Below are 5,028 nucleotides of genomic sequence, written 5' to 3' on the forward strand. Positions count from 1 at the left end.
CGCCAATTGCGGGCGGTGCGCGCTTTCAAGCAGGGCATGGCACCCATCGTGGTGGCGCTGCTGATTGCCACCAGCTGGATTCTGGCCGGCGCCAACGGCAGCTCGCTGAAAGACTGGCCGGTGTGGCTGCTGACAGCGGCCACCGCCGTGATCGTCTGGCGCAGCCAGATTCACCTGCTCTGGCTGCTGGGCGCCGGCGCCCTGCTCGGCTGGTATGGCCTGATTTAGGCGCTTGCCGGGCGGCGCTGGCGCAGCGCTTCGTACAGGCAAACGCCGCTGGCCACCGACACGTTCAGGCTTTCGACCGCGCCCTGCATCGGAATGCGGACCAGCTCGTCGCAGGTTTTGCGCGTGAGCTGGCGCATGCCCTCGCCTTCGGCACCCAGAATCAGCGCCACCGGGCCGGTCAGGTCCACGTCGTAAATCGTCTTGGTGGCGTCGTCGCTGGTGCCGATGCACCAGATGTTGCGTTCCTTGAGCTCGCCCAAGGTGCGCGCCAGGTTGGTCACCATGAAGTAAGGCACGGTTTCGGCCGCGCCGCTGGCGACCTTGGACACGGTGGCATTGATGCCGGCCGCGTGGTCCTTGGGCGCAATCACGGCTTGTGCCCCCGCGCCGTCGGCCACCCGCAGGCAGGCACCGAGGTTGTGCGGATCGGTCACGCCGTCGAGCACCAGCAGCAAGGGCTGGGTGGTGCCGGCCGCCTCCAACTGCTCCAGCAGCTCATCGAGCGAGGTGACCTGGGCCACCGCATCGACCCGGGCTACCACGCCCTGGTGGCCGTGGCTGCCGCACATTTTGGCCAGGCGCAGGCCGTCGGACTCAATCAGCCGCACGCCGGCTTCGCGGGCACGGTCGGTGAACTGGCGCATGCGGGCGTCGCGGCGCGACACATCGTAAAAAACTTCCAGCACCGACTTGGGCGCGGTTTTGAGGCGGACACCAACGGCATGAAAGCCAAAAAGAACTTTAGGGGATGAAGACATGCGGGGATTATCACTGCTGGCGTGACGGCTGCGCCTTGCCAGCGTGGTTTGGCCCATCAGCGCAGCGCTAAAATTGCTTCGCTATTCATAGCTGCTTGCACCCGCCTGGTATGGGCTGGAGCCACTTTTTACTTAAAAATTCAGGATTTGACCAGCCTCAATCGTGATGCGCCGCTGGCAGCGCGCCGCAATCGCCGGGTCATGCGTCACCAGCACCAGCGTGGTGCCGAGTTCCTCGTTGAGTTCAAACATCAGCTTCATCACCGTGTCGCCGGTGGCGAAGTCCAGGCTGCCGGTCGGCTCGTCGGCCAACAGCACAGCCGGCTCGACCACAAACGCCCGCGCCAGCGCCACGCGCTGCTGCTCGCCACCCGACAGCACTTTGGGGTAATGACCAAGCCGCTGGCCCAGACCGACGCGCTTGAGCATCTCGGTTGCCAGCTGCCTCGCGCCTTTGGTGCCCGACAGCTCCAGCGGCAGCATGACGTTTTCAAGCGCGGTCAGGTTGCCCATGAGCTGAAAGCTCTGAAAAACAAAACCCACTTGCTGGGCACGCAAGGCGGCGCGCTCGTCTTCACTGAGGGCAAAAATATCCTGTCCGGCCAGCCGCACCGTGCCCGCTGTAGGGGTATCGAGGCCCGCGATGATGGACAGCAGCGTGCTTTTGCCCGAACCGGAGGCACCGACAATGGCGGCGGTTTCGCGCGGCGCCAGGGCAAAGTCAATATCGCGCAAAATGGTCAGTGTGCCCGTTGAGTCCGTCACCGACTTGAAAACATGCTCAACGGAAATAATTGAAGACAGGGCGGGCGTTGCAGCAACGTCGCCCGAAACGGAAACCACAGGTTCAAACATGTCAGCCTTATCAGAAAACTTGAAACTCACCCACCCAGTATCTACCAAGCTTGGCCTTGCAAAGCGGATGCGCGGGCTAAGACCTTTCGGTGCGCTGCTGCTCGCGGCCGTGCTGGGCACGCCCTGGCTGGCGCACGGACAGGTCGCGAATGCCGCCGCCAAAACCGCGGCCCCATCCGCCCCGGTCATTTTGGTGCTGGGGGATTCGCTGAGCGCCGAATACGGCCTCAAGCGCGGCACGGGCTGGGTCGCGCTACTGGAACAGCAGCTGGCCGCCCAACAGAAAAGTGCCGTGCGGGTGGTCAACGCCAGCATTAGCGGAGACACCACATCGGGCGGACGCTCGCGCCTGCCAGCCCTGCTGGCGCAGCACCGGCCCAGCACGGTGGTGATTGAACTGGGCGGCAACGATGCCTTGCGCGGTTTGCCGCTGAGCATGACCCAAAGCAATCTGGCCGCCATGACGCAGGCCTCCAAAAAAGCAGGTGCCAAGGTGCTGCTGCTGGGCATGCAGGTGCCGCCCAACTACGGCGCAGCTTACAGCGCCGAATTTGCAGGTCTTTTTGTTAAGGTCGCCAAGGCCGAGCAGGTGGCGCTGGTGCCATTTTTCCTCAAAGGCATTGCCGACATGGAAGACGCAACCGCCAACTTCCAGGCCGACCGCATTCACCCCAACGAGCTGTCACAAGCCGGCATGCTGGCCAACGTCTTGCCCGAACTGAAGAAACTGATCAAGTGAGCCTCGAACGCATTTCCGCTGAGGCCGCACTCAGCCAGCTGAACAATTTTTCTGAAGTCATTGATGCCCGAAGCGAGGGCGAGTACGCCGAGGACCACCTCCCCGGCGCCGTGAACTGGCCCAGCCTGCATGACGACGAGCGAAAAATAGTCGGCACCCAGTACAAGCAGATCAACGCATTCGAGGCTAAAAAGCTGGGTGCTGCGCTGGTGGCCCAGAACATTGCCACGCACATCCAGCGCGACGTTCTGGACAAGCCCCGGGAGTGGCAGCCGCTGGTGTATTGCTGGCGCGGCGGCAAGCGCAGCGGCTCGCTGGCCTTGATCCTTGACCAGATCGGTTTCAGGGTCACGCTGGTTGATGGCGGCTACAAGGCCTTCAGGGCGGCCCTGGTGGCCGATTTGCCACAACTGGCGGCGCGGCACCGCTACCAGGTCATTTGCGGCACCACCGGCTCAGGCAAGACCCGACTGCTGCAGGCGCTGGGCGCCCAGGGGGCCCAGGTGCTCGATCTGGAAGGGCTGGCGCATCACCGCAGTTCGGTGCTGGGCATGATTCCGGGCCTGCCGCAGCCCAGCCAGAAGGCCTTTGACAGCCGCATCTGGGCCGCCTTGCGCAGCTTTGACCCGGCGCGCCCGGTTTACATTGAAAGCGAAAGTAAAAAGGTTGGCAATGTGGCGGTGCCCGAAGGCCTGATAGCCGCCATGCGAACCAGCCCCTGCCTGCAGCTGGAGTTGCCCGAAGACGAACGGGTGGCGCTGCTACTGGAGGACTATGATTTTTTCGTCCAGGACATCGAATTTTTCTGCGACCGTCTGGGCGCCCTGACCGAAGCGCGCGGCAAGGCCACGGTGCAAGACTGGCAGGCGCGCGCCCGCAGCGGTGACGTTGCGTCGGTCGTGCGCGAACTGCTGGTGAAGCACTACGACCCGGTCTACCTGCAGTCGATGCGGCGCAACTTTGAGCAGTATGAAACGGCCCGGGTGATTGCGCCCAGCGACCATTCGGTGGCTGCCATGACGGCGCTGGCGCGCACCATGCTGGCCACAGCCTGACATAAAAAAAACCCGACATCACCTGAACGGTGTTGTCGGGTTTGACGGCGGGTTGACTGCTACTGAATCAATAGCCTTCAGCGCCCGCCGTTCAAAGGCTGAGCCCTTATTTCTTGCAAAATAACGGGAACTGCTTCAGGAGGCGGCCGGCGGCACGTCCGTCTGCGGCTCTGCCGGGGTGTCCGGCGTGTCGGTGCCGTCATCGGGCGCGTCATCTGGCCTGCCTTCGCCTTTGCGCTTGAGCTTGTCTTCTTTTTTGCGTTTTTTCGCAAGCTCTTTCTGGCGCTTTTCGTAGGAATAATTGGGAGTTGCCACTGCGTGCTTTCTTGAATAATTAACCCTTACTGTACTGCATTGCCACCAGCGCCTGGGCCAGGTCCGCCTGGAGGTCGGCAACCGCCTCAAGGCCCACTGAAAAGCGCACCAGCCCCCCCCGATGGGGCCACGGTTTGGTGCGCAAGGCGGGCACGTCATAGGGGGCGCAAAGGCTCATCGGCCCGGCCCAACTGTAGCCCAGCCTGAAGAGCTTCAGGCTGTCGCAAAAACGGTCAATCTGCGCTGGCGCCAGCTCGGGTTTAAAAACAGCGGAGAACAGACAGGCCGCCCCCGTGCAATCGCGCTGCCATTCGGCATGCCCGGGCGAGCCGGGCAAAGCGGGATGCAGCACGGCCGCGATCTGCGGCTGGGTCGCCAGCCAGGCCGCCAGATGCCGGGTTGCAGCGTCCTGGGCAGCGTAGCGCAACGCCATGGTGTTCAGGCCGCGCAGCACCAGTTCGACATCATTGCCGCTCACGCCATAACCCACGCGCATGTGGCAAAAGTGGATGAGGTGATGCAGGGCCTCATTGTTGGTCACCACCGAACCCATCAGCACGTCCGCGCCGCCGCTGGGGTACTTGGTGAGCGCTTGCATGGAGACATCAACGCCAAGGGCGAACGCATTGAACGCCAGACCGGCACCCCAGGTGTTGTCCAGTGCCGTGACGGTGCCCAGCGGGTGCGCCTGTCCCGGGGCCTGGTTGTGCGCCTGTACGGCCGCGACCAGCGCGGGAAGGTCGGGAAACTCCAGCGTGATCGAGCCCGGCGCCTCCAGCCAGACCAGGCGTGTTTCAGGGTTCAATTTAGCCGCCAGATCGGCCGGATTCATGGCGTCATAAAACTGGAATCTGATGCCCCACGCCGCGAGTTCACCCTGCGCAAACGCCTTGTTGGGGCCGTAGGCGTTGTCGGGGATCAGCACTTCGTCGCCCGACTTCAGCAAGGCCATGTCCACCAGCGCCACGGCGGCCAAGCCACTGGGCACCAGGGTGCAGTACTTGCCGCCTTCCAGCGTGGCGATGCGCTCTTCCAGCGTAAAGGTGGTGGGCGTGCCATGCAGGCCGTAGGTGTAGCC

At 63.4% G+C, this 5,028-nt stretch carries 7 protein-coding genes; 3 read left to right on the forward strand and 4 right to left on the reverse strand.

Going from position 1 to position 5,028, the window contains the following annotated elements; genetic code table 11:
- Positions 1–228 (forward strand): chromate transporter (locus Q8K05_RS03700; protein ID WP_370868764.1); only part of this gene is annotated, 228 nt, incomplete at its 5' end.
- Here Q8K05_RS03700 and rlmB read toward each other — a convergent pair.
- The gene (gene rlmB / locus Q8K05_RS03705; protein WP_305245176.1) at positions 225–986 is read right to left on the reverse strand and encodes a 23S rRNA (guanosine(2251)-2'-O)-methyltransferase RlmB; all 762 of its coding nucleotides are present in this window, start codon (positions 984–986) and stop codon (positions 225–227) included. The two genes, Q8K05_RS03700 and rlmB, sit on opposite strands and share 4 nt — an antisense overlap.
- Positions 987–1,118: 132 nt before the next feature.
- Positions 1,119–1,841: an ABC transporter ATP-binding protein gene (locus Q8K05_RS03710; protein ID WP_305245177.1), complete on the reverse strand. Its 723-nt coding sequence runs from the start codon at positions 1,839–1,841 to the stop codon at positions 1,119–1,121.
- Between the two features lie 67 nt (positions 1,842–1,908).
- On the opposite strand from Q8K05_RS03710, the gene Q8K05_RS03715 reads away from it, so the two are divergent.
- The gene (locus tag Q8K05_RS03715) at positions 1,909–2,580 is read left to right on the forward strand and encodes an arylesterase (protein WP_305245178.1); all 672 of its coding nucleotides are present in this window, start codon (positions 1,909–1,911) and stop codon (positions 2,578–2,580) included.
- On the forward strand, positions 2,577–3,635 hold the full coding sequence (mnmH, locus tag Q8K05_RS03720) for a tRNA 2-selenouridine(34) synthase MnmH (RefSeq protein ID WP_305245179.1): 1,059 nt from the start codon (positions 2,577–2,579) through the stop codon (positions 3,633–3,635). The genes Q8K05_RS03715 and mnmH overlap by 4 nt, the downstream gene beginning before the upstream one ends.
- Positions 3,636–3,770: 135 nt before the next feature.
- Here the strand turns inward: mnmH and Q8K05_RS03725 are convergent, their stop codons facing one another.
- Both Q8K05_RS03725 and Q8K05_RS03730 read right to left on the reverse strand, forming a co-directional pair.
- Positions 3,771–3,950, reverse strand: a complete 180-nt coding sequence (locus Q8K05_RS03725; RefSeq protein ID WP_305245180.1) for a hypothetical protein — start codon at positions 3,948–3,950, stop codon at positions 3,771–3,773.
- A gap of 19 nt (positions 3,951–3,969) precedes the next feature.
- On the reverse strand, positions 3,970–5,028 hold a 1,059-nt coding region (locus tag Q8K05_RS03730), incomplete at its 5' end, for a PLP-dependent transferase (RefSeq protein ID WP_305245181.1).

The sequence above is a fragment of the Polaromonas sp. genome (assembly GCF_030682935.1).
In the GTDB taxonomy this organism is placed as follows: domain Bacteria; phylum Pseudomonadota; class Gammaproteobacteria; order Burkholderiales; family Burkholderiaceae_C; genus Polaromonas.

Bases quoted from the DNA above. Each gene is read 5' to 3' on its own strand.
- rlmB (WP_305245176.1), bottom strand. From the start codon at position 986: ATGTCTTCATCCCCTAAAGTTCTTTTTGGCTTTCATGCCGTTGGTGTC.
- Q8K05_RS03710 (WP_305245177.1), bottom strand. From the start codon at position 1,841: ATGTTTGAACCTGTGGTTTCCGTTTCGGGCGACGTTGCTGCAACGCCC.
- Q8K05_RS03715 (WP_305245178.1), top strand. From the start codon at position 1,909: ATGCGCGGGCTAAGACCTTTCGGTGCGCTGCTGCTCGCGGCCGTGCTG.